Annotated in this window: 23 protein-coding genes; 14 read left to right on the forward strand and 9 right to left on the reverse strand. The window is 65.3% G+C overall.

What is annotated here, in order from left to right; genetic code table 11:
* Positions 1-11: 11 nt before the first annotated feature.
* Positions 12-704, reverse strand: coding sequence for a YggS family pyridoxal phosphate-dependent enzyme (locus E8F06_RS21315; RefSeq protein ID WP_280370772.1), 693 nt, complete (start codon positions 702-704; stop codon positions 12-14).
* Between the two features lie 163 nt (positions 705-867).
* Between E8F06_RS21315 and pilT the strand changes: the two genes are divergently transcribed.
* From pilT to E8F06_RS21340, 5 genes are all read left to right on the forward strand, one after another.
* Positions 868-1,902: a type IV pilus twitching motility protein PilT gene (gene pilT, locus E8F06_RS21320; RefSeq protein WP_028629028.1), complete on the forward strand. Its 1,035-nt coding sequence runs from the start codon at positions 868-870 to the stop codon at positions 1,900-1,902.
* Positions 1,903-1,941: 39 nt separating this feature from the next.
* On the forward strand, positions 1,942-3,087 hold the full coding sequence (locus tag E8F06_RS21325; protein WP_280370774.1) for a PilT/PilU family type 4a pilus ATPase: 1,146 nt from the start codon (positions 1,942-1,944) through the stop codon (positions 3,085-3,087).
* A 76-nt stretch (positions 3,088-3,163) separates the two neighbouring features.
* Positions 3,164-3,559 carry a TM2 domain-containing protein gene (locus E8F06_RS21330; RefSeq protein ID WP_280370775.1) on the forward strand — a complete coding sequence of 132 codons (396 nt, stop codon included), beginning with the start codon at positions 3,164-3,166 and terminating at the stop codon, positions 3,557-3,559.
* A 237-nt stretch (positions 3,560-3,796) separates the two neighbouring features.
* Complete coding sequence (locus E8F06_RS21335; RefSeq protein ID WP_280370778.1) at positions 3,797-5,176, forward strand: pyridoxal-phosphate dependent enzyme; 1,380 nt, start codon at positions 3,797-3,799, stop codon at positions 5,174-5,176.
* Positions 5,173-6,357: a PLP-dependent aspartate aminotransferase family protein gene (locus E8F06_RS21340; protein WP_280370779.1), complete on the forward strand. Its 1,185-nt coding sequence runs from the start codon at positions 5,173-5,175 to the stop codon at positions 6,355-6,357. The genes E8F06_RS21335 and E8F06_RS21340 overlap by 4 nt, the downstream gene beginning before the upstream one ends.
* A gap of 150 nt (positions 6,358-6,507) precedes the next feature.
* On the opposite strand, the gene E8F06_RS21345 is transcribed toward E8F06_RS21340, so the two are convergent.
* A complete protein-coding gene (locus E8F06_RS21345) occupies positions 6,508-8,889 on the reverse strand; it encodes a penicillin acylase family protein (RefSeq protein WP_280370781.1) in 2,382 nt (793 codons plus the stop codon).
* Between the two features lie 111 nt (positions 8,890-9,000).
* Between E8F06_RS21345 and E8F06_RS21350 the strand changes: the two genes are divergently transcribed.
* Positions 9,001-10,041, forward strand: a complete 1,041-nt coding sequence (locus tag E8F06_RS21350) for an AraC family transcriptional regulator (RefSeq protein ID WP_280370783.1) — start codon at positions 9,001-9,003, stop codon at positions 10,039-10,041.
* Here the strand turns inward: E8F06_RS21350 and E8F06_RS21355 are convergent.
* Positions 10,038-10,613: a DUF6436 domain-containing protein gene (locus E8F06_RS21355; RefSeq protein ID WP_280370785.1), complete on the reverse strand. Its 576-nt coding sequence runs from the start codon at positions 10,611-10,613 to the stop codon at positions 10,038-10,040. The genes E8F06_RS21350 and E8F06_RS21355 overlap by 4 nt on opposite strands.
* 121 nt (positions 10,614-10,734) lie before the next feature.
* Here E8F06_RS21355 and E8F06_RS21360 point away from each other — a divergent pair, with 121 nt between their 5' ends.
* Positions 10,735-11,676, forward strand: a complete 942-nt coding sequence (locus tag E8F06_RS21360) for an alpha/beta hydrolase (RefSeq protein ID WP_280370786.1) — start codon at positions 10,735-10,737, stop codon at positions 11,674-11,676.
* A gap of 111 nt (positions 11,677-11,787) precedes the next feature.
* On the opposite strand, the gene E8F06_RS21365 is transcribed toward E8F06_RS21360, so the two are convergent.
* Complete coding sequence (locus tag E8F06_RS21365; protein WP_280370788.1) at positions 11,788-12,543, reverse strand: hypothetical protein; 756 nt, start codon at positions 12,541-12,543, stop codon at positions 11,788-11,790.
* 206 nt (positions 12,544-12,749) lie between these two features.
* Between E8F06_RS21365 and E8F06_RS21370 the strand changes: the two genes are divergently transcribed.
* Positions 12,750-13,367 (forward strand): 2OG-Fe(II) oxygenase, encoded by a 618-nt coding sequence (locus E8F06_RS21370; RefSeq protein ID WP_280370790.1) that lies wholly within the window; start codon positions 12,750-12,752, stop codon positions 13,365-13,367.
* An 11-nt stretch (positions 13,368-13,378) separates the two neighbouring features.
* Here the strand turns inward: E8F06_RS21370 and E8F06_RS21375 are convergent, their stop codons facing one another.
* Entirely contained in the window at positions 13,379-13,936 is a 558-nt protein-coding gene (locus E8F06_RS21375) for a DUF6160 family protein (protein ID WP_280370792.1), read from the reverse strand.
* 224 nt (positions 13,937-14,160) lie between these two features.
* Here E8F06_RS21375 and E8F06_RS21380 point away from each other — a divergent pair, with 224 nt between their 5' ends.
* Complete coding sequence (locus E8F06_RS21380; RefSeq protein ID WP_280370794.1) at positions 14,161-14,652, forward strand: DUF523 domain-containing protein; 492 nt, start codon at positions 14,161-14,163, stop codon at positions 14,650-14,652.
* A 3-nt stretch (positions 14,653-14,655) separates the two neighbouring features.
* Here E8F06_RS21380 and E8F06_RS21385 read toward each other — a convergent pair whose 3' ends face one another.
* The gene (locus E8F06_RS21385; RefSeq protein ID WP_280370796.1) at positions 14,656-15,192 is read right to left on the reverse strand and encodes a transporter substrate-binding domain-containing protein; all 537 of its coding nucleotides are present in this window, start codon (positions 15,190-15,192) and stop codon (positions 14,656-14,658) included.
* A 127-nt stretch (positions 15,193-15,319) separates the two neighbouring features.
* Here E8F06_RS21385 and E8F06_RS21390 point away from each other — a divergent pair, with 127 nt between their 5' ends.
* The gene (locus E8F06_RS21390; protein ID WP_280370798.1) at positions 15,320-15,751 is read left to right on the forward strand and encodes a DUF4399 domain-containing protein; all 432 of its coding nucleotides are present in this window, start codon (positions 15,320-15,322) and stop codon (positions 15,749-15,751) included.
* 187 nt (positions 15,752-15,938) lie between these two features.
* Here E8F06_RS21390 and serA read toward each other — a convergent pair whose 3' ends face one another.
* Positions 15,939-17,168 carry a phosphoglycerate dehydrogenase gene (gene serA, locus E8F06_RS21395; RefSeq protein WP_280370800.1) on the reverse strand — a complete coding sequence of 410 codons (1,230 nt, stop codon included), beginning with the start codon at positions 17,166-17,168 and terminating at the stop codon, positions 15,939-15,941.
* 188 nt (positions 17,169-17,356) lie between these two features.
* On the opposite strand from serA, the gene E8F06_RS21400 reads away from it, so the two are divergent.
* From E8F06_RS21400 to E8F06_RS21415, 4 genes are all read left to right on the forward strand, one after another.
* Positions 17,357-18,748 carry an FAD-binding oxidoreductase gene (locus E8F06_RS21400; RefSeq protein ID WP_151131327.1) on the forward strand — a complete coding sequence of 464 codons (1,392 nt, stop codon included), beginning with the start codon at positions 17,357-17,359 and terminating at the stop codon, positions 18,746-18,748.
* Positions 18,749-18,892: 144 nt separating this feature from the next.
* The gene (locus E8F06_RS21405) at positions 18,893-19,558 is read left to right on the forward strand and encodes a fumarylacetoacetate hydrolase family protein (RefSeq protein ID WP_280370802.1); all 666 of its coding nucleotides are present in this window, start codon (positions 18,893-18,895) and stop codon (positions 19,556-19,558) included.
* Between the two features lie 128 nt (positions 19,559-19,686).
* Positions 19,687-20,577, forward strand: a complete 891-nt coding sequence (locus E8F06_RS21410; RefSeq protein WP_280370999.1) for an SdiA-regulated domain-containing protein — start codon at positions 19,687-19,689, stop codon at positions 20,575-20,577.
* Positions 20,578-20,680: 103 nt separating this feature from the next.
* Positions 20,681-21,028, forward strand: coding sequence for a NirD/YgiW/YdeI family stress tolerance protein (locus tag E8F06_RS21415; protein ID WP_280370803.1), 348 nt, complete (start codon positions 20,681-20,683; stop codon positions 21,026-21,028).
* A 128-nt stretch (positions 21,029-21,156) separates the two neighbouring features.
* Here the strand turns inward: E8F06_RS21415 and E8F06_RS21420 are convergent, their stop codons facing one another.
* Positions 21,157-22,188, reverse strand: a complete 1,032-nt coding sequence (locus E8F06_RS21420) for a histone deacetylase family protein (RefSeq protein WP_280370805.1) — start codon at positions 22,186-22,188, stop codon at positions 21,157-21,159.
* Positions 22,189-22,221: 33 nt separating this feature from the next.
* Complete coding sequence (locus tag E8F06_RS21425) at positions 22,222-23,613, reverse strand: APC family permease (RefSeq protein ID WP_280370807.1); 1,392 nt, start codon at positions 23,611-23,613, stop codon at positions 22,222-22,224.
* Positions 23,614-23,790: the final 177 nt, after the last annotated feature.

The raw sequence follows: 23,790 nt of genomic DNA on the forward strand, positions 1-23,790 counted from the left end.
TGCTTCCTTAATTAGTGCGAGGGCTGGCCGTAGTCGCGGGCGCCGAATAGCGCAGTGCCAATGCGCACCCAGGTGGCGCCTTCGGCGATGGCCGCTTCCAGGTCATGGCTCATGCCCATGGACAGAGTGTCCAACGAGGGGTTCAGCGCCTCCTGCAACTGGCGCAGGCGGGCGAAGGCGGCATGCTGCTCCGCCGGGTCTTCGGTGGGTTCGGGAATCGCCATCAGGCCGCGCAGGCGCAGGTTCGGCAGATCGGCCACGGCAGCGGCCAGGGCCGGCAGATCATCGGGGGTGCAGCCGGACTTGCTGTCTTCACCGCTGACGTTCACCTGCAGGCAGATGTTCAGCGGTGGCAGGTGCGCGGGGCGTTGGGCTGAAAGGCGCTCGGCGATTTTCAGGCGGTCCACCGAGTGCACCCAGTGGAAATGTTCGGCAATGGATTTGGTCTTGTTCGACTGGATCGGACCGATGAAATGCCAGGTCAGCGCCAGATCAGTGAGCTCGACCTGCTTGGCCAGTGCTTCCTGCAGGTAGTTCTCGCCGAAATCGACGATTCCTGCGGCGAACGCATCGCGGATCGCGACTGCGGGTTTGGTCTTGCTCACGGCCAGCAGGCCGATACTGGAAAATTCTCGCCCTGAGGCTTGCGCCGCCTCACGGATACGCGCGCGAACCTTTGCAATATTGTCTGCTATCGTGGACATTACCTGCGCTCTACAGCCCGGCCTGAGTGGGGTCTGCGGCATTCTAACTGCCGCTGAAAAATGTAGCGAGCGACGGCCGGGCAGGTCGGTATCGACGGCCTTAGGCACGGCGCGGTGATCATTCAGCAGTCTGCAAACCGTTTGCTTCGAATTGGGGAGCCCCATGGATATTACTGAGCTGCTTGCCTTCAGCGCCAAGCAGGGCGCTTCGGACCTGCATCTCTCGGCCGGCCTGCCACCTATGATTCGCGTCGATGGCGACGTGCGCCGGATCAACCTGCCGGCCCTGGACCACAAGCAGGTCCACGCGCTGATCTACGACATCATGAACGACAAGCAACGCAAGGATTTCGAGGAATTCCTCGAGACCGACTTCTCCTTCGAAGTCCCTGGCGTCGCGCGTTTTCGGGTCAACGCCTTCAACCAGAACCGCGGCGCCGGCGCCGTGTTCCGTACCATTCCCTCCAAGGTCCTGAGCATGGAAGACCTGGGAATGGGCGAAATCTTCAAGAAGATTTCCGACGTTCCGCGCGGCCTGGTGCTGGTCACCGGCCCCACCGGTTCGGGCAAGTCCACCACCCTGGCGGCCATGCTCGACTACCTGAACAGCACCAAGTACCACCACATCCTCACCGTGGAAGACCCGATCGAATTCGTCCACGAGTCGAAGAAGTGCCTGATCAACCAGCGGGAAGTGCACCGCGACACCCTCGGCTTCAACGAAGCCCTGCGTTCGGCGCTGCGTGAAGACCCGGACATCATCCTGGTGGGTGAGATGCGCGACCTGGAAACCATCCGTCTGGCGCTGACCGCCGCGGAAACCGGTCACCTGGTATTCGGCACCCTGCACACCACCTCCGCGGCCAAGACCATCGACCGCGTGGTCGACGTGTTCCCCGCCGAGGAAAAGTCCATGGTTCGCTCCATGCTCTCCGAATCTCTCCAGTCGGTGATCTCCCAGACCCTGCTGAAGAAGATCGGCGGCGGCCGGGTGGCGGCCCACGAGATCATGATCGGCACCCCGGCCATCCGTAACCTGATCCGCGAAGACAAGGTGGCGCAGATGTACTCCGCCATCCAGACCGGCGGCTCGCTCGGCATGCAGACCCTCGACATGTGCCTCAAGGGCCTGGTCGCCAAGGGCCTGGTGAGCCGCGAGAGCGCGCGGGAAAAGGCCAAGAGCCCGGAAAACTTCTGACCCGCCTGACCGGCGCCGGCATCGAACAGCGAGAACGCCATGGAATTCGAGAAACTGATGCGCCTGATGGTGGAAAAAGGCGGTTCCGACCTCTTCATCACGGCGGGTGTGCCGCCGTCGATGAAGGTCAACGGCAAGATCATGCCGGTGACCAAGAACCCCATGTCGCCGGAAATGACGCGGGAAACCGTGCTGGGCGTGATGAACGAGCAGCAGCGCCGCGACTTCGCCGAGCACCACGAATGCAACTTCGCCATCAGCGCGCGGGGCATCGGGCGTTTCCGCGTCAGCGCCTTCTACCAGCGCAACCTGGTGGGCATGGTGCTGCGCCGCATCGAGACCACCATCCCCACCATCGATGAGCTGAAACTGCCGGAAATCCTCAAGAAACTGTCGCTGACCAAGCGCGGCCTGGTGCTCTTCGTTGGCGCCACCGGTACCGGTAAGTCCACCTCGCTGGCAGCGATGATCGGCCACCGCAACAAGAACAGCAGCGGCCACATCATCTCCATCGAAGACCCGATCGAATTCATCCACCAGCACCAGAGCTGCATCGTCACCCAGCGTGAAGTGGGCATCGACACCGAGTCCTTCGAAGTGGCCCTGAAGAACACCCTGCGCCAGGCGCCGGACGTGATCCTGATCGGCGAGGTGCGGACCCGCGAGACCATGGACCACGCCGTCGCCTTCGCCGAAACCGGCCACCTGTGCCTGGCCACCCTGCACGCCAACAACGCCAACCAGGCGCTGGACCGCATCATCAACTTCTTCCCCGCCGACCGGCAGCAGCAGGTGTGGATGGACCTGTCGCTGAACCTCAAGGCCATCGTTGCTCAGCAACTGGTGCCGACCCCGGACGGCAAGGGCCGCCGCGCGGTGATCGAAGTACTGATCAACACCCCGCTGGCTGCCGACCTGATCCGCAAGGGCGAAGTACACGAACTCAAGGCCCTGATGAAGCGCTCTTCCGAGCACGGCATGCAGACCTTCGACCAGGCGCTCTACAACCTCTATTCCCAGGGCGAGATCACCTACGAAGACGCCCTGCTCTACGCCGACTCGGCCAACGACCTGCGCCTGATGATCAAGCTCGGCTCGGAAACCGATGGCGAGCACCTGCAGCACATGAGCGACGGCCTGTCGCTGCAGGTGTCCGAGGAAGACCCGGGGCGTCGCTTCCGCTAAGCTTTCGCTCAATGAAGAAGCCCGCTTCGGCGGGCTTCTTCATGCCCGCGTTTCACACATCTCTGCAGGAGGCAGCATGAACACCCGTCAGGACACCCACAGCAAGGTCATCGGCTACCTGCTCTGGATTTTCGGATTCCTCGGTTCCCACCGCTTCTACTATGGCAAGCCGGTGACCGGCACCATCTGGTTCTTCACCCTGGGTCTGTTCTTCATCGGCTGGATTATCGACCTGTTCCTGATCCCCGCCATGGACCGCGAGGCTGCCGTGCGTTTCAACTCTGGCCAGTACGACTACAACGTCGCCTGGATCCTGCTGACCTTCCTCGGCGTGTTCGGCGTGCACCGCATGTACCAGGGCAAGTGGATCAGCGGCATCCTCTACCTGCTCACCGGCGGCTTCTTCCTGATCGGCGTGCTCTACGACTTCTGGACCCTGAATACCCAGGTGTCGGTGCTCAACGCCCGTTGAACCTGCGTTTTTCCTTGTGGGGGCGAATTCATTCGCTAACCGGACCGCCAGGTCCGGCCTACAAGCCTTGCCGGGGACGCTGCGCGTCCCTTCGCGAATGAATTCGCCCCCACAGAATCACTTCCCCTCGGCCTGACCCCTTCGTCGGAACCCGTGGCGGCACCCCGCCTCGCGGCCTATGTTCCAGCGTGGGGCGCCTGTTTCGCCCCCTGCCTGGTCGCGCAAGGAGGTGACGCCATGAACAGTGCCAAAGATGTTCGTCCCGCAGTCCTCGACCTGATCGGCAATACCCCGCTGGTGCGGGTCACCCGCTTCGATACCGGCCCCTGCACCCTGTTCTTGAAACTCGAATCCCAGAACCCCGGTGGCTCGATCAAGGACCGCATCGGCGTTGCCATGATCAACAGCGCCGAACGTGATGGCCGGCTCAAGCCTGGCGGCACCATTGTCGAGGCGACCGCCGGCAACACCGGCCTGGGCCTGGCCCTGGTGGGCCGCGCCAAGGGCTACCGGGTGGTGCTGGTGGTGCCGGACAAGATGTCCACCGAGAAGGTGCTGCACCTGAAGGCCATGGGTGCCGAGGTGCACATCACCCGCTCCGATGTCGGCAAGGGGCACCCCGATTACTACCAGGACCTGGCCGGCCGCCTGGCGGCGCAGATTCCCGGCGCCTTCTTCGCCGACCAGTTCAACAACCCGGCCAACCCCCTGGCCCACGAAAGCACCACCGGCCCGGAGATCTGGCAGCAGACCGGGCAGAACGTGGACGCCATCGTCGTCGGCGTCGGCTCCGCCGGCACCCTCACCGGCCTGACCCGTTACTTCCGTCGGGTGCAACCCGATCTGGAAATGGTCCTGGCCGACCCGGTGGGTTCGGTGATGGCCGAGTACGTGCGCAGCGGCACCCTGGGCACCGTCGGCTCCTGGGCGGTGGAGGGCATCGGTGAAGACTTCATCCCCGGCATCGCCGACCTCTCCAGCGTGCGCCATGCCTATTCCATCAGCGACGAGGAGAGCTTCGCCCATGCCCGCGAGCTGTTGCGCGCCGAGGGCATCCCCGGCGGCTCCTCCACGGGTACCTTGCTGGCGGCGGCGCTTCGCTACTGCCGCGAGCAGAAGACGGCGAAGCGCGTGGTCAGCTTCGTCTGCGATACCGGCACCCGCTACCTGTCGAAGGTCTACAACGACCAGTGGATGACCGACCAGGGCCTGCTGGCGCGCAAGCGCTACGGCAACCTGCGCGACATCATCGCACGGCGCTACGAGGACGGTCGGGTGATCAGCGTGGGGCCGGACGACACCCTGCTCACGGCCTTCCAGCGCATGCGCCTGGCGGATGTTTCGCAACTGCCGGTGCTGCGGGACGGGCAATTGGTGGGCGTGGTGGACGAATCGGACATCCTGCTCGGCGTGCACGCCGACGCCACGCACTTCCGCCAGCCGGTGGCGGGCGTCATGACCACGCGCCTGGAGACCCTGGCACCGGACGCCAGCCTGGCCGAACTGCAGGAAGAACTTGACCGTGGCCTGGTCGCCATCATCTCCGACACTTCCGGATTCCATGGCCTCATTACCCGCTCCGACCTGCTCAATCACCTGCGGAGGACCCTTGCATGAGCCAGCAGGACGACACCGATCCACGTGCCTTCGCCACCCGCGTCATCCACGCCGGCCAAGCCCCGGACCCTTCCACCGGGGCCATCATGCCGCCGATCTACGCCAACTCCACCTATGCCCAGGAAAGCCCCGGCGTGCATAAGGGGCTGGATTACGGCCGTTCCCACAACCCTACACGCTGGGCGCTGGAACGCTGCGTCGCGGACCTGGAAGGCGGCGCTCAGGCCTTCGCCTTCGCGTCCGGGCTGGCGGCCATTTCCACGGTGCTGGAACTGCTCGACAGCGGGTCTCACATCGTTGCGAGCAATGACCTCTACGGCGGCACTTTCCGCCTGTTCGAACGGGTGCGGCGGGTCAGCGCCGGGCACAGGTTCAGCTTCGTCGACTTCAGCGATATCGGCGCGATTCGGGCGGCGATCCAGGACGACACCCGCATGCTCTGGGTGGAGACCCCGAGTAACCCGCTGCTGCGTCTGGCCGACCTGGAAGCCATCGTGGAGCTGTGCCAGGGGAGGGGCATCATCCTGGTGGCGGACAACACCTTCGCCAGCCCCTGGGTGCAGCGGCCTCTGGAGCTGGGCTTCGACCTGGTGGTGCACTCCACCACCAAGTACCTCAATGGCCACTCCGATGTAATCGGCGGCATCGCCATCGTTTCCGCCGACAGCCGCTGCGACCCGCTACGCGAACGCTTGGGCTTCCTGCAGAACGCCGTGGGCGCCATCGCCGGTCCGTTCGACGCCTTTCTCACCTTGCGCGGGGTGAAGACCCTGGCGCTGCGCATGGAACGCCACTGCCACAACGCCCTGGAGCTGGCCTTCTGGCTGGAGCAGCAGCCGCAGGTGGCGCGGGTCTACTACCCCGGCCTGCAGTCCCATCCGCAGCACGCGTTGGCGCGGCGGCAGATGCACAGTTACGGCGGCATGATCTCCCTCGACCTGCGGGCCGACCTGGCGGGCACCCGGCGATTCCTTGAGGCGGTGCGCATCTTCACCCTGGCCGAGAGCCTGGGAGGCGTGGAAAGCCTGATCGAGCACCCGGCGATCATGACCCACGCCAGCATCCCGGCGGAGATCCGCGCGGAGCTGGGCATCGGCGATTCGCTGGTGCGGTTGTCGGTGGGGGTGGAGGACGTGGACGACCTGCGCGCGGATCTGGCGCAGGCGCTGGGGAGGGTTTGAGGGCGTCAGCGCTCAGTCCGGGCATCGTCGTGAGGTGGGGTTTCCCCCTCACCCCAGCCCCCTCCCTCAGGGAGAGGGGGCATTCCGCGCAGGGCAGCTGGTCTTGAGTCACCCCTCTCCCTTCATGGAGAGGGGCCGGGGGAGAGGGCGTCAGTTGCCCGGTTTCAACACCAACGTCTCTTGGCTATTCGCCTTCACCTCATCCTCGGCAAAGTGCATCGGCACGTATTCACCGCGTATGTAGGCCTCGGCCTGGTCCTTGTAGTGGCGGTCGAAGGGCACGCCGCTCTGGCCTACCGGGTTGATGCCGAGGGCGTGTTCCGCGTCGGCCATGTCCACCAGTCGGCGTGTCGAGGGGCCGTGGAACACTTCCCAGGGTGCCGGGCCGACGCGGTGGGACAGGTTGTTGGGCACTTCGTGGCCACCTGGTGCGGCGAAGGGACCGACGTTGAACAGCAGATTCAGCGGCTTCTGCTGGCCCAGCGGATGACTGTGGGTCAGGGTATGGCCATTGCCCCACTGCCACTTCGAGCTGTCGTCGCCGAAGGTCTTCTTCAGGTGCGCCAGGCTGGCCTGCCAGGCCGCCTTGACCACCTCTGCGCGGCCTTCCTTCTGCGGCGTCTGGCGTACATCCCACCAGGGCGAGGCCGGGTCATTGGTCAGGCGCGGCAGGGCGGAGTCGAGGATGCGCGTTTGCAGCAGGCTGTCGAAGAAGGCATCGCCCAGCTCGTCGCGCATCATCGCGTTGGCCAGTTCGAAGGTGAGCTGGTTGAACAGCGTGGCCGCGGTGGAGTCCAGCGGATGGTCGCCAGTCCAGCCGGCCAGTTGCTCCACCAGGGCTCGCTCGGCGTCGTTGGCCGCCGCCGAGCGCAGGTCACCGAGGATCGGCGCGAGCAGGCGAGGGCCATAGCCGGTGGTGGTATCCAGCTGCAGCGCCTGGCTGTTCTGCACATCCCATTTCACGCCAGGCTGGGCCAGCAACTGGTTCAGGCGCACGCCGCGGTCCGGCAGGTTGTAGTAGCCCGGAATGGCGACGCCCGTGGGTGACAGCGGCTGGTAGTTGGCCGAGACGATGAAACCGCGCTCGGGGTTTTCCTCGTGGGGGTTGGCGCTGAAGGGCAGGTAACCGGGCTTGTCGGCTTCGCTGGTGCTGCCGTCGAGGATGAAATATGGATTCACGCCGTCCGGGCGTTGCGGCAGTTTCGCCGACGCCCACCAGCCGATGTCACCGCTGGCGCTGGCCCAGATGACGTTGAGGCCGGGCGAGTGGATCTTCTCGGCGGCGGCGCGGGCCTTGTCCAGGCTGTCGGCGCGGTTGAGCTGGTAGAAGGCGTCGAGGATCGGGTTCTCGGTTTCCAGGAAGGCCCACCACATGGCGATCGGCGTCTTGCCGGCCGCCGCGCCGAGCGCGTCGTTGATGATCGGACCGTGGGGCGAGCGGCGCAGGGTCAGTTTCACTGGCTCGCCGTCCTTGACCTGGATGGTTTCCTCGCGGCTTTCCAGGTTCACCCATTGGCCCTGGTACCAGACCTGGTTCGGATTGTCCGGGTTGCTCTTCTCGGCGATCAGGTCGAGATCGTCGTTCTGGAACATGGTCAGGCTCCAGGCGAACTGGCGGTTGTGCCCGAGGGAGGCAACCGGGTTCAGGGCCTGGTGGTGGCCGTAGAGTTCGAAGCCCGGGTAGCTCAGCTGCGCCTCGTACCACACCGCCGGCACGGCGAAGCGGATATGCGGGTCGCCGGCCAGCAACGGCTTGCCGCTGGCGGTGCGGCTGCCGGACACGGCCCAGGCGTTGCTGCCCTCGAATTGCGGCAGGCCGGCTTCGACCAGGGCTTGCTGGCTGAGATGCGCGAGGCTGTTGAGGTCCTGCCAATCGCCCTTGGCCAGCGGCTGGCCGATCACACCTTCGGGGTGCCAGTCGAGGTCAAAGGCCTTCAGGTAATCGGCGCCCAGTTCGACGCGCACGTAGGTGATGGCCGGTTCGGTGCGGAATGCGGCGGCGAAGCTGTAGGCCATGTAGCCGGCGACGGAGAGGGTGTCGGCGACTGTGAAGGGGCGTTTCTCGATGCCCAGCAGGTCGAACTCCACCGGCGCCGGGCGGCTGTCCTGGTACTGGTTGATGCCGTCGAGGTAGGCCTGCAGGGCTTTGGTCGCCGGGCTGTCCTGGTCCATCTTGCGGGCGTATTCGTCGGCGTGGGCGCGAATCCCCAGGGTGCGGAACAGGCGGTCGGTGTCCACCAGGCGGGCGCCGAGGACTTCGGCCAGTTCGCCACGGGCCAGGCGGCGCAGCATTTCCATCTGGAACAGGCGGTCCTGGGCATGGACGAAGCCCAGGGCGCGGTACAGGTCGGTTTCGTTGGCGGCCTGGATGTGCGGCACGCCGCGCTCGTCGTAGTCGACGGTCACTGGGGCCTGGAGATGGGCCAGGGAAAGCTCGCCGTCGCGCACGGGCTTCTTGCTCTCGCTGTACCAGGTGGCGCCGCCGGCGGCCGCGGCGATGACGACGGCCAGGACAGTCAGGGTGCGTTTCATGCACGAAATTCCTTGTTGTTATGGTCGCGGCATTCTCCCCAAGCGGAACCTGGCGGGCATTGACCAAAGGCGTGCGAGCTGAAAGTCTTCGGTCAATTTCGAGGAGCCGCCATGTCCACCGTTGACCCCGATGCCTCCAGCTTCGCCCCGCTGACTCATTCGGCCACCCTGCGTCGCCTGCTCTATGAAGCGCTGGCCGAGCTGGGTCTCAATCCGGGGCGGGTCTACCTGGGCGTGAACCAGCACCGTCGCCCGGGGCCGCCTCCGGTGGACGGACGCCTGCGGCACGACGATGCGCCACAGTTCTGGCTGGCCGCCGACTCACTGGTTGGCGACCCCGATATCGGACTGCATCTGGGCGAGGTCATGAAGCCGCGCTTGCTCGATGTGGTGGGCTACCTGCTGCTGGCCAGCCGTGATCTGGACGAGGCGTTGGTAAGCTTCCTGCGCTTCCAGCACATCCTCTCCGGCGGCTTTGTTGCCCAGCTACGGACCGAAGGCGCGCAGGCCCGGCTGGTGATCGACCTCAACTACCTGGGGTTCTCGTCCCTGCGCCAGCAGATGGAGTGCCTGGCGCTGCTGTTCGTCAAACTGCTGGGCTTCATCACCGATGGCGAATTCCGCCTGGAGGGCGTGCAGTTCCGTCATTCCCGGCCGGCGCGGGTCAGTGAGCATCAGCGGCTGTTCGGCCTGTTGCCGGAGTTCGGCTGCGAGCACGACGCGCTGTTGTTCCCGGCGTCCCTGCTGAAACGCCCCTCGCGTACCGCCAATCCCGAGCTGCACCAGTTGCTCTGGCGCCACGCCGAGGTGCAACTGGAGGCGCTGGCGGGCAATGACCTGCTCAACCGCCTGCGCTACCTGCTGGGGGTTCGCCTCGGCCAGGCGGACTGCTCGCTGGAAGCCTGCGCGGCGGAGCTGGGCCTTGGCGCGGGCGGCTTGCAGCGCGCCCTGGCGGAGCAGGGCAGCAACCTGCGCAGGGTGCGTGAGTCGGTGCAGCAGCAGCGTGCGGTGGAGTTGCTGCGGGAGGGCATGGCGATGCGCGAGGTGGCGCGAACCTGCGGATTCTCCGAACTGTCGCCGTTCTACCGGGCCTTTCGCCGGTGGTACGGCATGCCGCCGGAGGCCTATCGGGCGCGCCTGAACGCTGTCTAGGACGGCTCGCGCCAGGCGCAGAAGCAGCCAGCTGCCAGGGTGCTGCTGGCGCGCACCGGGCGGTTGTCGATCAGGGCTTCGAGGATGGGTTCGATGAAGCTGTTGGCCGAATTGCACACCGCGCCCTCGCTATAAGGGCCGAAGTAGGCCAGGCGGCCGTCGCGGTCCCAGATGCCCACCGCGGGCACCGCCGGCAACTGATCGGCTCCCGGCACCTCGGCCAGTGGCTGCAGGGCTTCCAGGCCTGGCGGCAATTGACCCTTGCTTCCCGGCTTTTGCAAGGCGTGGAAGGTCACGCCCTGGGGCGCGAAGCGCTGGATCAGTTCGGCCAGGTGCTGCTGGTTGCCGGCGTTGCAGGGGCACGCCGGGTCCCAGAAATGCACCAGGCGGATCGGCCCCGGCCCGGCGAGTTCGGCCGGCAGGCGCAACTGTTCGCCGGAGAACACCGTTGCCTGGGTGTTGAAGGGCCGGACGTAGCGCGACTCGTACCAGCGCAGGGCCAGCAGGATGGCGCCGACGCAGGCGAGGAGGGCGAGGCTGGTGATCAGGGTCTTGGGCTTGAATGCACGCATGGATATGGGCCTGTGCGGGGGCGCGTAGCTTGCCACGTTGCGCCGGGCAGCAGAATATCGGCAGCCGGCCAGGACCCCAGGCGGTCCTGTGGATAGCGTTGCTTCATTCAGGGAAAGCCCGATGTCAGACCCGTTCCAGCCCGATCTCCTGCGTCCGCTGTTGCGACCCTTGGCCGCAGGTGCCGCCGACCTGCGCCAGAGCCAGAGCTATCGCGCGTTCTACCGGCTGGACTTCGCCTCTCGCCTTCCGGGCGTGCAGGCGCGCCTGGGCTGCGTCGAGGCGGCCGGGTATTCGCTGGTCACCCAGCTCTGGCTGCCCCCCGAACCGCGCGCAAGCCTGGTGATGCTGCACGGCTACTACGACCACATGGGTCTTTATGGCCACCTGGTGGAGTGGGCGCTGGGCATGGGGTTCGCGGTGATTGCCTGTGACCTGCCCGGCCATGGGCTGTCCAGTGGCGCGCGGGCCAGCATCGGCGACTTCGCCGAATACCAGGCCACGCTCCTGGCGCTGCTGGGCGAGGCGGCGGCCCTGAACCTGCCGCAACCCTGGCACCTGGCCGGGCAGAGCACTGGCGGCGCCATCCTGCTGGATTACCTGCTGACCGGCACGCCGCGCCCGGAACTGGGCGAGACCCTGCTGTTCGCTCCGCTGGTGCGTCCGCGCGCCTGGGGCTGGTCGAAGTTCAGCTACCAGTTGATGCGGCACTTCGTCGAAAGCATTCCACGGCGCTTCAGCGTCAACTCCAGCGACGCCGAGTTCATCGAGTTCGTCCACCACAAGGACCCGCTGCAGCCGCAGACCCTGCCCACCGCCTGGGTTGGCGCGCTGGCGCGTTGGGTGCCGCGCATCGAGCGGGCGCAGCGCAGTTCGCGCCGACCGCTGGTGATCCAGGGCGACGGCGACATGACGGTGGACTGGCGGCACAACCTCAGGGTGCTGGCGGAGAAGTTCGACCAGCCGGAGGTGCTGATGCTCGAAGGGGCCGGCCACCATCTGGTGAACGAGGCGCCGGCCTATCGGGAGCGGTACTTTGGCTTCTTGCGCGAGCGCCTGGGCTGACGCCGCAGCCACGTAGGATGGGTCGGGCGGCGCTCCGCGAGCGGAGCGATACCCATGCTGTCTTTCGCTGGGTATCGCAGGCTCTACGCGGCGCTCACTCTGCGAGGTGGTTCAGAGCCCCTGCTGGGCCGAGGCGTCCTGGCCCACGGCGAGGCCTGCGCGCACGGCGGCCAGGGCGGCCTGGTAATAGGCCTTGCCGTCCGCGGATTCGGCAAAGGTGACGAACTCTTCCAGTTCCGGATCGGACAGGTCGCGGTAGACGTAGAGCAGGGTGTTATCCAGATCGTTGCCGATCTGCTCCATCAGCCGCTGACGCTGGCCGTCGATCATCCCTTGTGCCTGGCCGCCGCCGAGCAGGCCGGGCAGCATTTGGCTCAGGCTGTCGGCCGCGACACCGGCCAGCGCCAGGCTGACTTCGGCGCCGGCTTCACGGGCCGGCAAGGCCTGGGTCAGGTGACCGATCAGCAGACGTCGGGTGGCTTCAGCCTCGATGCGCGGCAGTCCGCTGGCGTGCTTGGCCAACTGGTCGCGGCGGGTGGCAAGGGTTTCAGCGGCGATGATCTTCTTGCCCAGCGGTGACTGGAAGAAGGTCAGTGCCGGACGCGGGTCCTGAAGCTGGTGGCGCAGCGCAACCTGGGCGCGCTGGTCGATGGCCTGGGGCTGGAAGCGGCGATTGCTGTTGTCCACCAGGGCCTGGTAGACCGCCGGCGGCAGGGTTTTCTGGTAGCGCTGCTGGGCCGCCGTGAGGGCTTCGTTGAAGTGCGCGCGCTGTTCCGGCCAGCCGGCTGCCTGGTAGAGATTGGTGTGGTCGTCGGCCAGGGCGGGCAAACCGAAGAGGAGGAGGGTGACGGCGAAGAGCAGGCGCATGGAGTCTCCTTGATGACGCAGTCCGCAGTTCGTATCGGACCCACGCTAACGGCATCGGTTCGGCGGGGAAGGCGGTGGCGGCGGGCGGGCAGTGCGGGGTTGAGCGTGCGGCTATTCTCAGCGGACTCGGGCGTTATTGTCGAGGTGTCGGAAACTGCCGTAAGTCATGTAGGCGATTTCCTGGCCGCTGGTAGAATGCCGCCATCATGACTCCATCTCCCGAATCCCCGCTGACCGCCCTGATCGTCGACGACCTGGCCAACCAGGGCTGGTCCCATCAGCGCCTGGCACTTCCCGCCGAACTGACCGCCAACCTCGCCGAAGAGTGTCGCGTGCGCTCCGCCGACGGGAACCTTGCGCCGGCATCCGTGGGGCGTGGCGAGGGACAGCAGGTTCGCGAGGGTGTGCGGGGTGACCGTATCCACTGGCTGGAGCCTGGCCAGTCGGCCGCCAGCGACGCCTACCTGGCGCTGATGGACGAACTGCGCCTGCGCCTCAACCTGGAGCTTTACCTCGGACTGGAAGACTTCGAGTGCCACTTCGCCCTCTATCCGCCCGGTGCCTTCTACCAGAAGCACCTGGACCGCTTTCGTGACGATGACCGTCGCACGGTGTCGGTAGTGGCATATCTGAACGCCGACTGGCAGGCGGAGCAGGGCGGCGCCCTGCGCCTGTACCTGGCCGAGGGCGAGCGGGACGTTCTCCCCGAAGGCGGCAGCCTGGTGGTGTTCCTGTCCGCCGAGCTGCCCCACGAGGTCTTGCCGGCGAACCGCGAACGCATGTCTATCGCCGGCTGGTTCCGCCGGCGAGGTGGCCCGCTCTAGCCCTGCCGGGTTCAGTGCCCCCAGACGCGGAAATTTCCCCGCAGGTCGGTGATGTCGCGAATCTCCAGGCTGCCCAGGCGGCTCTCGCCGATGTGCATGTCGGCGGCGACGCGCACGCGAATGCGCTGGGCGGGGATGCCGCTGCCCTGGAGCTGATCGTTGATGGTGGTGAGGTCCGGCAGCTCCAGGCGGACCTGCTGGGTGCCGGCGGCGTTCTTCACCACATCGACTTTCAGGGTCGGCTGGTCGACGCCGAAGATGGGCAGGGTGAGGCCGAGCTGTGCCGCCCCAAGGGGGAAGCTGCCGCCGGCGCCGTTCGGACAGTCGCCGGGCTTGAGGCAGCCGTTGTCGATACGGACGTTGCGCAGCGACAGGCTGCCGCCGTCGTCGTTCCAGCTGATGCGGTCGATGCGTGCCATCACGTCCAGGCGCAGGTTGATCCCGGCCTGGCCGCTGATCTCGCTGAGGGCCTGGTTGTCCAGGGATTCGAGTGCGGCCTGGCCGGTGCCGCTGAGCAGGGCGGTGCCACAGGCCAGGGCAAGGCTAAGGTTCTTTGTTGTTCTGGGCATGGCACGCTCCTGTGCGGTTGGCGCGCAGAGTCTGGAGCGCCGAGCGGGTGGCAGCCAGTGGCGCCGGGCGCTTCCCGCCTAAGGATGGGGAAGTTCGTCGCCTGCCCCTGTGACCGGCTTGGCAGTTGCCCGGCCAAGGCAATACCTTCGATCAGGGCCCGGTTCGCGCCGGTGCCACCGGTGTTACCCGGGGTGACCATCAAGGCGCCCTTCTGGAGAAGACGATGCAGAAGATTCTGGTCAGTCGCTGCCTGCTCGGGCAGCGCGTGCGTTACGACGGTGGCGCCCATGGGCCTTTCGGCCTGCTGGAGCGTTGGCAGGCGGAGGGGCGCATCGTGCCGCTCTGTCCGGAAGTGGCGGGCGGCCTGCCCACCCCGCGTGCTCCGGCGGAGATTGCCGGCGGACGCGGTGCTGCGGTGCTGGACGGTGAATTACCGGTGCTGACCGACGATGGCCAGGACGTGACCGCCGAATTCGTTGCCGGGGCGCACATTGCCCTGGACCTGGTTGCGGCCCACGGCATCCGCATCGCGCTGCTCAAGTCGCGCAGTCCATCCTGCGGCAACCGCGAAAACTACGACGGCACGTTCAGCGGCGTTCGCGTCGCGGGTGAGGGCGTGACCGCCGCGGCCCTGCGCCGCGCCGGTGTCGAGGTGTTCAGCGAGGAGGAGCTGGCCGAGGCGGCCGCACGCCTGGCCGAACTGGACGAGGCCTGAGTCTCAGCGCGAGCTGGTTGCAGCGGGCTGACTGAGATCCTTGCCCAGCCACTGCTCCGAGAGTTCGCCCAGCTTGCCTTCACCGCGCAGCTTGACCAGTGCCCGGTTGAGGGTGTCGCGAAATGCCGGGTTGCCCTTCTGGAAGTGAATCGCCATGGGTTGTTCCGCGCCACTGTCGCCTTCGGCCTCGGCCAGGGGAAAGACGTAGGGCTCGCTGAATTCCAGGGTGGCCTGGCCCTGTTCCGATTCTGCGAGTTGATCCAGGGCGATGTCGTAGCGGCCGCTTTGCAGGCCTTCGAGCATCTTGCCGTCGTCGTCTACCACGAATTCCGCGTCCACGTTCAATTCCGCCGCCAGGGCCCGGCCCAGCTCCACGCCGAAGCCGGTCAGCTTGCCGTCTTCGCGGTAGCTGTAGGGCGGATTGTTGTCTTCGAGGGCGATGCGCAGGCTGCCGCGTTCCCAGACGTCATCGAGCAGTTCGGCCTGGGCCAGGGGGCTCAGCAGGGCGAACAGGGCGGGCAGGCAGTACAGCAGACGCATGGGGGACTTCCTCGTTTCGTTATGTTTTTTCGGCTGGCGTGGGTGCAACGCCTTGCTCGGACAGCAAGTGAACCTATTCGGTTGCATGGAGTCTGGTGTCTCGCTCACAAAAACATGGAGATGTGTAATGAGGACTTTGTCTTTTCTGAGCCTGGGCGCCCTGCTCCTCGGCGCCGCCACCGCCACCCTGGCGGCTGTCCCACGTACCCCGGCACCTGAAGGTGCGCAGGTGTACTTCATCGAGCCGGCTAACGGTGCCACTGTTGGTCAGACCTTTACGGTGAAGTTCGGTCTCAAGGGCATGGGCGTCGCGCCGGCTGGCGTGGATGTGCCCGCAACCGGTCACCACCACCTGTTGATCGGCCTCGCCGAACAGCCGGAGATGGACAAGCCGCTGCCCATGACCGACAGCATCCGCCACTTCGGCAAGGGCCAGACCGAAACCCAGGTCACCCTGCCGCCCGGCAAGCACACCCTGCAGCTGCTGGTGGGGGACAAGAACCACGTACCGCTTGAGCCGCCGGTGATCTCGCAATCCATCACCGTGACGGTGAAGTAAAGACGCTGGGAACGAAAAAGGGAGGCCGAGGCCTCCCTTTTTCATGTCCTGCACACTTCCGTCAGGGGCTCGCGAGCTAGAGCGAGACAAGGCGGAAAGGGCCGAGGAGAGCGGAGTTTACGACTGTAAATGAGCATCTCCGAGGCTCTTTCCAACGCAGTATCGCCGACGCGCAGCAGCCCCTGTCTTAGAAGAGGACGCGGCTGCGGATCGTACCGTTCACGTGCTGCAGCTTCTCGAGGGCGAGGTCCGAGTACTCGGCATCGACGTCGATCACCACGTAGCCGACCTTGTCGTCGGTCTGCAGGTACTGGCCGGAGATGTTGATGCCGTTGTCGGCGAACACCTTGTTGATCTCGCTCATCACGCCCGGCACGTTCTCGTGGATGTGCAGCAGACGGTGCTTGCCCGGGTGGGACGGCAGGGCCACTTCCGGGAAGTTCACGGACGATACCGAGGTACCGTTGTCGCTGTACTTCACCAGCTTCTCGGCCACTTCCAGACCGATGTTGGCCTGGGCCTCGGCGGTGGAACCGCCGATGTGCGGGGTCAGGATCACGCGGTCCAGGCCACGCAGCGGGCTCTCGAACTCTTCGTCGTTGGACTTGGGTTCGACCGGGAACACGTCGATGGCGGCGCCGATCAGGTGCTCGTCCTTGATGGCGGCGGCCAGGTGATCCAGCTCGACCACGGTGCCACGGGCGGCGTTGATCAGGATGCCGCCCTTCTTGATGGCGCGGATTTCCTTCTCGCCGATCATCCACTGGGTGGACGGCAGCTCGGGCACGTGCAGGGAGACGATGTCGGACATGCCCAGCAGCTCGTGCAGGTTGCCCACCTGGGTGGCGTTACCCAGCGGCAGCTTGGTCACGGTGTCATAGAAGAACACCTGCATGCCCAGGGCCTCGGCCAGCACGGAGAGCTGGGTGCCGATGGAACCGTAGCCGATGATCCCCAGCTTCTTGCCGCGGATTTCGAAGGAGTTGGCTGCGGACTTGATCCAGCCGCCGCGGTGGCAGGAGGCGTTCTTCTCCGGAATGCCGCGCAGCAACAGGATGGCCTGGGCCAGCACCAGCTCGGCGACCGAACGGGTGTTGGAGTAAGGGGCGTTGAACACGGCGATGCCACGCTCGCGGGCGGCATTCAGGTTGACCTGGTTGGTGCCGATGCAGAAGCAGCCGACGGCGATGAGCTTCTTGGCGCAATCGAACACCTCATCGGTGAGCTGGGTGCGCGAGCGAATGCCGATGAAATGCACGTCGGCGATCTTTTCCTTCAGTTCGTCACCCGAGAGTGCGCCCTTGAGGTACTCGATGTTGGTGTAACCGGCGGCCTTCAGGGTGTCCACGGCGTTCTGGTGGACGCCTTCGAGGAGAAGGAACTTGATCTTGCTCTTTTCGAGAGAGGTCTTGCTCATCTGCGTACCTATGTATCCCGGTAAAAATGTCAGAAGCGGGCCGTGGGGGAGCGCGGGCTGCTACCCGGAATATCGGCTGGAGCGCACGATTCACGGGGTGCGTATGCTAGCATGATCTCCTTTTTCCTTGCTCGGTTGCGACCTGAAACGTTCTCAGGGCGACCATGAATGATTTGAGAGTTTCGCTGATGACCAACGCTGCCCTGATCGAAGAGCTGAAGACCCTGGTTGAACCCGGCAAGGTATTGACCGATGCCCCGTCCCTGGACGCTTACGGCAAGGACTGGACCAAGCATTTCGCCCCCGCGCCCAGCGCCATCGTCTTCCCCAAGACCATCGAGCAGGTGCAGGCCATCGTGCGTTGGGCCAACCAGCACAAGGTCGCGCTGGTGCCGTCCGGCGGCCGTACCGGTCTGTCCGCTGCGGCTGTGGCGGCTAACGGCGAAGTGGTCGTCGCCTTCGATTACATGAATCAGATCCTCGAATTCAACGAGTTCGACCGCACCGTGGTCTGCCAGCCGGGCGTGATCACCGAGCAGCTGCAGAACTTTGCCGAGGAAAAGGGCCTGTACTACCCGGTGGACTTCGCTTCCGCCGGTTCCAGCCAGCTTGGTGGCAACATCGGCACCAATGCCGGCGGGATCAAGGTGATTCGCTACGGCATGACCCGTAACTGGGTAGCCGGCCTGAAGGTAGTCACCGGCGCTGGCGACCTGCTGGAACTGAACAAGGACCTGATCAAGAACGCCACCGGCTACGACATGCGCCAGCTGTTCATCGGCGCCGAAGGCACCCTGGGCTTCGTGGTGGAAGCCACCATGCGCCTGGATCGCGCGCCGAAGAACCTCACCGCCATGGTGCTGGGTTCGCCGGACCTGGATTCCATCATGCCGGTGCTCCACGCCTTCCAGAGCAAGCTGGACCTCACCGCCTTCGAGTTCTTCTCCGACAAGGCCATGGCCAAGGTCCTGGCCCGTGGCGACGTGCCGGCGCCCTTCGAGACCGAGTGCCCCTTCTATGCGCTGCTGGAGTTCGAAGCCGCCAGTGAAGAAATCGCCAACGACGCCCTGGCCACCTTCGAGCATTGCGTCGAGCAGGGCTGGGTGCTGGATGGCGTGATGAGCCAGAGCGAGCAACAGCTGCAGAACCTGTGGAAGCTGCGTGAGTACATCTCCGAGACCATCTCTCACTGGACCCCGTACAAGAACGACATCTCGGTCACCGTTTCCAAGGTGCCGGCCTTCCTGCACGACATCGACGCCATCGTCGAAGCCAACTACCCGGACTTCGAAGTGGTCTGGTTCGGCCATATCGGCGACGGCAACCTGCACCTGAACATCCTCAAGCCGGACAACCTGTCCAAGGACGAGTTCTTCGCCAAGTGCGCCACCGTGAACAAGTGGGTATTCGAGACCGTGCAGAAGTACAACGGCTCGATCTCCGCCGAGCACGGCGTGGGCATGACCAAGCGCGATTACCTCGGCTATAGCCGTTCGGAGCCGGAAATCGCCGTGATGAAGGCGATCAAGGCGGTGTTCGATCCCAACGGCATCATGAACCCCGGCAAGATTTTCAACTGAAAGCTACTGCGCTCGGCCATGCTGCGTTGAGCTCAGGCTCGGAATGCTCATTTACAACAGTAAACTCCGCTTCCTCGCCTGATCTCGCCTTGCCTGGCCTTCGCTCGTGACGCTTTCAGCGTTGCGTTCAACAGGAGTCGGTAAATGAGCTACCAGCACCAGTATGTCGATGGCACTCCGATCCACTTCTCCCTGGGCAAGGTGGTCTGCGTCGGCCGCAATTACGCCGAGCACGCCAAGGAACTGAACAACCCCGTGCCGACCGAACCGCTGCTGTTCATCAAGCCGGGCTCCTGCACGGTGCCGCTGGCCGGCGGCTTCAGCATTCCCCAGGACCGTGGCGCAGTACATTACGAAGCGGAAATCGCCGTGCTGATCGGCAAGCCGCTGTCCCGCCATCCCGATGCGGAAGAAGTGCGCGACGCCATCTCCGGCTTCGCACCGGCCCTGGACCTGACCCTGCGCGACGTGCAGGCCAAGCTCAAGGAGAAGGGCCTGCCCTGGGAAATCGCCAAGAGCTTCGACGGCGCCTGTGTGCTGGCGCCCTTCGTGCCGGGCGATGCCCCGGAGGGCCTGGACGATATCGGCATCCGCCTGACCATCAACGGCGAGGTCCGCCAGGACGGCAACAGCCGCGACATGCTCAATCCGATCCTGCCGCTGATCCAGCACATGGCCGGTCATTTCAGCCTGCAACCGGGCGACGTCATCCTCACCGGCACTCCGGTGGGCGTCGGCCCGTTGAATCAGGGCGATGCGCTGGTGCTGGAGCTGGTGGGCCACAGCAGCTTCGAAAGCCGCGTCCTTTAGTCGGGCCGACCGGCGGCAGACCATTTCACGGAACTTTCACTGGCATATGGCTATCTCTTGCCGACCCCATCGTTGAGTAGTCCCCGATGACGTTCCGTTTCCCGCCGTTCATTCGCCGCCGCCGGCTGATGTTGGGATTGGTCGCCGCCCTCGCTGGTGCCACCGCCCTCACGCGCTACATGCACTGGGACGACCGCGCCCTGGTCTGGCTGGCCGAGCAGCAGCTGACCGACGAGCAGCGGGCCGACAGCATCTGGCTGCCGGGCTACAAGGCCGTGCTGCAGGGCAAGCCCCTGGCAGGCCTGGAAAACGACGAAACCTCCGATCTGGCCTACAACCCCGTCACCGGAACCCTGTTCACCGTGACCGGCAAATCGCCGACTCTGGTGGAGTTGAGCCGTGAGGGTGAGGTGCTGCGCAAGATCCCGCTGAAGGGCTTCTCCAACCCCGAAGGCGTGGCCGTGCTGGAAGGTGGCCATGTGGCGGTGACCGATGAGCGCCGTCGTACCCTGTCGATCTTCGAGCTGGACCCGGAAACCCGCGAACTGAGCGCCGACGTGACGAACGAGTTCGATCTGGGCTTCCCGGACTCGGGCAACAAGGGCTTCGAAGGCATCGCCTGGGACCCGCTCAACGGGCAGTTGATCCTCGGCAAGGAGCGTGGCCCCGTCGCCCTGTTCAGCCTCGGCAGCGATGGCAACGAGACCCTTGGCGAAGCGCTGCGCCCGTTGCCCAGCTACGGCCTGGGCATGCGCAACCTGTCGGCGTTGAGCATCGACCCGCGCACCGGCCATCTGCTGGTGCTCTCGGCCCAATCCAACCTGTTGCTGGAGCTGAACGAACAGGGTGACCCCGTCAGCTTCATCAGTCTGCTCGGCGGCATGAACGGACTGGACAGCCGTATTCCCCGAGCCGAAGGCGTGGCCATGGACGAGAGCGGCGACATCTACGTCGTCAGCGAGCCGAACCTGTTCTACGTGTTCCGCAAGGAACTTGTCGTCAGCGCCGACAAGGGCTGAATGGTCCGTCCCCGTTAAGCTTCGCTTAAGGCGCTTTTAAGCCTCGTTTCAGCCAGTCGCCCTAGCTTGATCCCGTCATCTACAAACACACGGGATCACTTCCATGAAAGCCAAATACCTCGCCCTGCTGGCCGTTCCGCTGTTCTCTACCGCCGTTATGGCCAGCAGCTACACCGGTCCGGGTGCCACTGCCCAGATCAACACCGTCGCCGCCGCCCTGGAGGCTGCCGACGACGCTCCGGTGGTACTGAAGGGACAGATCGTCCGCCGCATCAAGGGCGATATCTACGAGTTCAAGGACGCTACCGGCGCCATGAAGGTGGAAATCGACGACGAAGACTGGCCGCCGATGTCCATCGGCGAGAAAGACACCGTCAAGCTGACCGGCGAAGTGGATCGCGACCTGACGGGCCGCGAGGTGGATGTGGAGTTCGTTGAGCGGGTGAACTGACAAAACCTTGTGGGGGCGAATTCATTCGCTAAGGGCAGCGCAGCTGCCCCCGGAATGATCCGAAGGGCAAACCTTCGGTCTGCATAGCGAATGAATTCGCCCCCACAAATGCCATTTCCCTGAATACCTCACGCCACGCTATCGAACCCCTGCAACACATTGATCGCGTTGATGCCGATCTCCTCCACCGCATAACCCCCTTCCATCACGAACAGCGTCTGCAGGCCGAGCTTGCCGATGATCTCGCCCATGCGCAGGTAATCCGGGCTGTCCAGCTTGAACTGCGAAATCGGGTCTTCCTTGAAGGTATCCACGCCCAGCGACACCACCAGGGCGTCCGGCGCGTATGCGGCGATCTGCCGGCAAGCGTCGGCGAGTGCCAGACTCCAGACGGACCAGTCGATGCCCGAAGCCAGCGGGTAGTTGAAGTTGAAGCCTTCCCCTGCACCCACGCCTTTCTCGTCGGCAAAGCCCAGGTAGTAGGGATACTCGAAGCGCGGGTCACCGTGGATCGAGGTGAACAGCACGTCGGCGCGGTCGTAGAAAATGTCCTGGGTACCGTTGCCGTGGTGATAGTCCACGTCCAGCACCGCGACCCGCTTTGCCCCGGCATCCAGCATGGCCTGCACGGCGATGGCTGCGTTGTTCAGGTAGCAGTAGCCGCCCATGTAGTCGGCGGCGGCGTGGTGGCCCGGTGGGCGGCACAGGGAGAAGATGCCGCGGGCGCCCTTGCGCAGTTCGGCTTGCTCGCTGAGGGCGACGTTGGCCGAGCTGGTGATGGCCTGCCAGGTGCCGGCGGTGATGGGCGCGCCAGCGTCGAAGGAGTAGTAGCCCAGGCGTCCGTCGATGTCGGTGGGCTCCACCTGGCGCAGGCGCCGGGTTGGCCAGGCGATGGGCAGCATGTCGTGGCTGCGGCCCTTGGCCTGCCAGTCGCTCCAAGCGTTCTTCAGGAAGTTCACGAAGCCTTCGCTGTGCACCCGCAGGATGGGCGACAGGCCGAAGTCGGTCGGTGTCTGGATGGCGCCGAGTTTCACCGCCTTGGCGCGGTCCAGCACCATGTCGGCCCGGCTCGGTTTCTCGAAGCAGGGGGTGAACTGGCCACCGATCAGCTCGTGCTTGCCGTGGTGCAGGTGGTGGTCGTCGGAATAGATCGTCAGCATCAGCGTCTCCTTTCGGCTAGCAGGTCTTGGGGATCATTCGAATTCAGAGAATTGCACTTGCGGCGCCTTGCGGCGGAAGCCACCGGTCTGAATCGCCAGGTAAGCCAGGCCGATAGCGAACCAGCCAAGGCCGATGGCCAGGGTCAGCCCCGACAGGCTGGTCCAGAGCCAGGCGATCAGGGCAAAACCGATCGCCGGGACCAGGCCATAACGAACGAGATCACCCGGTTGGCGCGGACGGCCGTCGAACAGGTGGGTACGGATCACCGCCAGGTTCACTGCGGAGAACGCGACTAGCGCACCGAAGCTGATCATCGACGCCAGGGTGGCAAGGTCGATGACCACTGCCAGCAGCGACACCAGCGACACGATGAGGATGGCCACGGTCGGGGTGTGGAAGCGCTCGGACAGGGTGCCGAACAGGCGACGCGGGAGGATTCCGTCGCGGCCCATGCTGTAGAGGATGCGCGAAACCGAAGCCTGGGACGCCAGCGCCGAGCCGGCGGCGCCGGCCACGTAGGTGGCGGTGAAGAAGGCGGCGAGGAACTGGCCGCCGGCCTTCAGCATTACCTCGTTGGCGGCGGCATCCACGTCCTGGAAGACGCTGCCGGGGAACACCAGTTGAGCCACCAGCGACAGGACGAAGAACAGCACGCCGGCGCAGAGGGTGGTGATGATGATGGCGCGGGGAATGTCGCGTTTCGGGTCGTGGGCCTCTTCGGCCAGGGTGGAGACCGCATCGAAGCCGAGGAACGACAGGCAGAGCACCGCCGCGCCGGCCATCAGGGGCGCCAGGCCCGGCTGGGTGCCGTCGCCGAGGAAGGGCGTGGTGAAGTCGATGGGGGCGTCGAACAGGCTCCGGCCAGCCATCGCCAGGAACACCAGGACGAAGACCACCTGCGCGATCACGATCAGGTTGCTCATGCCGGATACCGAGCTGATGCCGAGGATGTTCAGCACGGTCACCAGGGCGATGGTGCTGACGACGAAGACCCAGGCCGGCACCTCGGGGAAGGCGATGTTGAGGAACAGGCCAATCACCAGGTAGTTGATCATCGGCAGGAACAGGTAATCCAGCAGCAGCGACCAGCCGGCGAGGAAGCCCACGCCGGGGCCGAAGCTCAGGCTGGTGTACGAATAGGCTGAGCCCGCGATGGGGTAGCGGCGGACCATGAAGCTGTACGACAGGGCGGTGAAGATCATCGCCAGCAGGGTCACCACGTAGGCCAGGGCGGTACGGCCGCCGGTCATTTCGGTGACCACGCCGTAGGTGGTGAAGATGGTCAGCGGCACCATGTAGACGAGGCCGAAGAACACCAGGGCGGGCAGCCCGAGTATCCGGCGCAGGGCCGTGCCCTGGGCGCTGTGGGTGAATTCGTTGGGCAGGCTGCCGCTGTTGTCGAGGCTGGCGGACGGGGTGGACATTATTCTTCTCTCCGGTTTACTGCGCGCCGCTGGGCGGCGCCTGGGTCGCGATGCGAGCCATCCTTGCGCGTGCGAGGCCGGGTCCGTTGCGCATCCGGCTGTGCGCGGGCAGTCAGTAAGGGTGGAGACGGGGTGTCCGCTGGAGGGACGGAGGAAGGGCGGTGTGAAGCGACAGCG

Origin of the sequence: Pseudomonas sp. BN411, assembly GCF_029871235.1 — a bacterium.
Lineage (GTDB): Bacteria > Pseudomonadota > Gammaproteobacteria > Pseudomonadales > Pseudomonadaceae > Metapseudomonas.

Excerpts from the sequence above, each read along its gene's own strand:
- E8F06_RS21355 (WP_280370785.1), bottom strand. The coding sequence starts at position 10,613 with ATGCGTGCATTCAAGCCCAAGACCCTGATCACCAGCCTCGCCCTCCTC.
- E8F06_RS21380 (WP_280370794.1), top strand. The coding sequence starts at position 14,161 with ATGCAGAAGATTCTGGTCAGTCGCTGCCTGCTCGGGCAGCGCGTGCGT.
- E8F06_RS21370 (WP_280370790.1), top strand. The coding sequence starts at position 12,750 with ATGACTCCATCTCCCGAATCCCCGCTGACCGCCCTGATCGTCGACGAC.
- E8F06_RS21365 (WP_280370788.1), bottom strand. The coding sequence starts at position 12,543 with ATGCGCCTGCTCTTCGCCGTCACCCTCCTCCTCTTCGGTTTGCCCGCC.
- E8F06_RS21325 (WP_280370774.1), top strand. The coding sequence starts at position 1,942 with ATGGAATTCGAGAAACTGATGCGCCTGATGGTGGAAAAAGGCGGTTCC.
- E8F06_RS21315 (WP_280370772.1), bottom strand. The coding sequence starts at position 704 with ATGTCCACGATAGCAGACAATATTGCAAAGGTTCGCGCGCGTATCCGT.
- E8F06_RS21345 (WP_280370781.1), bottom strand. The coding sequence starts at position 8,889 with ATGAAACGCACCCTGACTGTCCTGGCCGTCGTCATCGCCGCGGCCGCC.
- E8F06_RS21340 (WP_280370779.1), top strand. The coding sequence starts at position 5,173 with ATGAGCCAGCAGGACGACACCGATCCACGTGCCTTCGCCACCCGCGTC.
- E8F06_RS21415 (WP_280370803.1), top strand. The coding sequence starts at position 20,681 with ATGAAAGCCAAATACCTCGCCCTGCTGGCCGTTCCGCTGTTCTCTACC.
- E8F06_RS21400 (WP_151131327.1), top strand. The coding sequence starts at position 17,357 with ATGACCAACGCTGCCCTGATCGAAGAGCTGAAGACCCTGGTTGAACCC.
- E8F06_RS21335 (WP_280370778.1), top strand. The coding sequence starts at position 3,797 with ATGAACAGTGCCAAAGATGTTCGTCCCGCAGTCCTCGACCTGATCGGC.
- E8F06_RS21405 (WP_280370802.1), top strand. The coding sequence starts at position 18,893 with ATGAGCTACCAGCACCAGTATGTCGATGGCACTCCGATCCACTTCTCC.
- pilT (WP_028629028.1), top strand. The coding sequence starts at position 868 with ATGGATATTACTGAGCTGCTTGCCTTCAGCGCCAAGCAGGGCGCTTCG.
- E8F06_RS21350 (WP_280370783.1), top strand. The coding sequence starts at position 9,001 with ATGTCCACCGTTGACCCCGATGCCTCCAGCTTCGCCCCGCTGACTCAT.
- E8F06_RS21425 (WP_280370807.1), bottom strand. The coding sequence starts at position 23,613 with ATGTCCACCCCGTCCGCCAGCCTCGACAACAGCGGCAGCCTGCCCAAC.
- E8F06_RS21390 (WP_280370798.1), top strand. The coding sequence starts at position 15,320 with ATGAGGACTTTGTCTTTTCTGAGCCTGGGCGCCCTGCTCCTCGGCGCC.
- E8F06_RS21385 (WP_280370796.1), bottom strand. The coding sequence starts at position 15,192 with ATGCGTCTGCTGTACTGCCTGCCCGCCCTGTTCGCCCTGCTGAGCCCC.
- E8F06_RS21410 (WP_280370999.1), top strand. The coding sequence starts at position 19,687 with ATGTTGGGATTGGTCGCCGCCCTCGCTGGTGCCACCGCCCTCACGCGC.
- E8F06_RS21360 (WP_280370786.1), top strand. The coding sequence starts at position 10,735 with ATGTCAGACCCGTTCCAGCCCGATCTCCTGCGTCCGCTGTTGCGACCC.
- E8F06_RS21375 (WP_280370792.1), bottom strand. The coding sequence starts at position 13,936 with ATGCCCAGAACAACAAAGAACCTTAGCCTTGCCCTGGCCTGTGGCACC.
- E8F06_RS21420 (WP_280370805.1), bottom strand. The coding sequence starts at position 22,188 with ATGCTGACGATCTATTCCGACGACCACCACCTGCACCACGGCAAGCAC.
- E8F06_RS21330 (WP_280370775.1), top strand. The coding sequence starts at position 3,164 with ATGAACACCCGTCAGGACACCCACAGCAAGGTCATCGGCTACCTGCTC.
- serA (WP_280370800.1), bottom strand. The coding sequence starts at position 17,168 with ATGAGCAAGACCTCTCTCGAAAAGAGCAAGATCAAGTTCCTTCTCCTC.